At 58.2% G+C, this 2,035-nt stretch carries 2 protein-coding genes; both read left to right on the top strand.

Annotated elements, in window-relative coordinates; all coding sequences use genetic code 11:
• Positions 1-694 (top strand): electron transfer flavoprotein-ubiquinone oxidoreductase (locus OLZ32_RS39065; RefSeq protein ID WP_264425715.1); only part of this gene is annotated, 694 nt, incomplete at its 5' end.
• Between the two features lie 41 nt (positions 695-735).
• The gene (locus tag OLZ32_RS39060; protein ID WP_264425713.1) at positions 736-1,881 is read left to right on the top strand and encodes a CaiB/BaiF CoA transferase family protein; all 1,146 of its coding nucleotides are present in this window, start codon (positions 736-738) and stop codon (positions 1,879-1,881) included.
• The last annotated feature ends 154 nt before the right edge of the window (positions 1,882-2,035 follow it).

Here is a 2,035-nt window from a genome sequence, read left to right as displayed (position 1 = left end):
GGCGCTGATCGGCTGTTCGGCCGGTCTCGTCAACGTGCCGCGCATCAAGGGCAGCCACAATGCGGTGCTGTCGGGCATGCTGGCCGCCGAGAAGATCGCCGCCGCGATTGTATCCGGCCGCAGCCATGACGACGTGATCGAGATCGAGAATGAATGGCGCAAGGGCGATATCGGCCGCGACCTCAAGCGGGTGCGCAACGTCAAGCCGCTGTGGTCGAAGTTCGGTACCGCACTCGGCGTAGCGCTCGGCGGCTTCGACATGTGGACCAACACGCTGTTCGGCTTTTCCGTCTTCGGCACGCTGAAACATGGCAAGACCGATGCTGAGAGCCTGGAGCCTGCGTCGCAGCACAAGCCGATCGCCTATCCGAAGCCCGATGGCGTCTTGACCTTCGACCGCCTGTCCTCGGTGTTCCTGTCGAACACCAATCACGAAGAAGACCAGCCGGTGCATCTGCAGGTCAAGGACATGAACCTGCAGAAGTCGTCCGAGCATGACATCTATGCCGGCCCGTCGACGCGCTACTGTCCGGCCGGCGTCTACGAATGGGTGGAGAAGGACGGCAAGGACGTCTTCGTCATCAACGCCCAGAACTGCGTGCACTGCAAGACCTGCGACATCAAGGATCCCAACCAGAACATCAACTGGGTACCGCCGCAGGGCGGCGAGGGACCGGTCTATCCGAATATGTAGCCCAACGATGATCCGCGGATTTAGGAATTAGGGAGTTACCGATGCAGTCTCCGCTTGAAGGCATTAGGGTCGTGGAACTGGCGCGAATCCTGGCTGGTCCGTGGGCCGGACAGACACTTGCCGACCTGGGAGCGGCCGTCATCAAGGTGGAAAGCCCGGAGGGCGACGATACGCGCCGTTGGGGACCGCCCTTCATTCGGGATGGTGATGACGTCGCTGCAGCCTACTTCCACAGCTGCAATCGCGGAAAGCTGAGCATTACTGCGGATTTCAAATCGGCGGAAGACGTCGAAAAGGTTCGTTCACTGATCGCGAACGCAGACGTCGTCATCGAGAACTTCAAAGTAGGTTCGTTGAAGAAATTCGGTCTTGATTACGAAAGCCTGAAGGCGATCAATCCGAAGCTGATCTACTGCTCGATCACTGGCTTTGGTCAAACCGGCCCATATGCCGAGCGCGCGGGGTACGATTTCATCGTCCAAGGCATGGCGGGCATCATGGATTTGACCGGTGAACCTGGGCGGGAACCGCAGAAAATTGGCGTAGCATTCGGCGATATCTTCACGGGACTCTATTCAGTCATTGCTATCCAGGCCGCGTTGATCTTTCGGAATGGCACAGGTGAGGGACAGCATATCGATATGGCGCTCCTGGACAGCACTGTAGGCGTGTTGGCCAATCAGGCGATGAATTTCCTAGCCTCGGGAAACGCGCCGACGAGACTCGGCAACGCGCATCCCAACATCGCGCCATACCAGGTATTTCCGGTATTCGACGGCAATATCATTATCGCCTGCGGGAACGACAGTCAGTTCGCACGCGTATGCGATGTCCTCCGGCTATCCGCTGTGGCGGCCGACGACCGTTTCAAAACGAACGCGGACAGAGTGCGTCATCGAGGCGAACTGACATCCCTGATGGAAGCGCAGACGAAGCTCTTCAAACGGTTGGATTTGCTAGCCGACCTTGCGCGCGTAGGCGTTCCCGCTGGGCCGATCAACACCGTGGAAGACGTATTTGCCGACCCGCAAGTCACGCATCGGAAAATGGCGGTGGAGAACGAAGGGATACCGGGTATCCGAACGCCAATCATCTTCTCGGGGGCAATGCTGCACTCGAGTCTGAAGTCGCCTAGGCTTGGTGAGCACAATGGCAAAGTACAGGCAGACTGGTCTTCATCGGACTGACACTTGGCCAGAAACGGCGTCATCTAGTTTAGAGGATGACTTTTCGAGCCGTATCCCTTTGCCCCCCTGGGAAGACTCCCTCGTCCAAAAATATGAGGCCGCGCATCCGATATGCAGGGCCAGAAGGCGGCCAACAAACGCCTGTGTTCAGAAG

Source organism: Rhizobium acaciae (assembly GCF_025941625.1).
Taxonomy (GTDB): Bacteria; Pseudomonadota; Alphaproteobacteria; order Rhizobiales; family Rhizobiaceae; genus Rhizobium; species Rhizobium acaciae.
This window is presented reverse-complemented; position numbering and strand designations above follow the sequence as displayed.

Coding starts and splice junctions, on each gene's coding strand:
- OLZ32_RS39060 (WP_264425713.1), top strand. CDS start 736: ATGCAGTCTCCGCTTGAAGGCATTAGGGTCGTGGAACTGGCGCGAATC.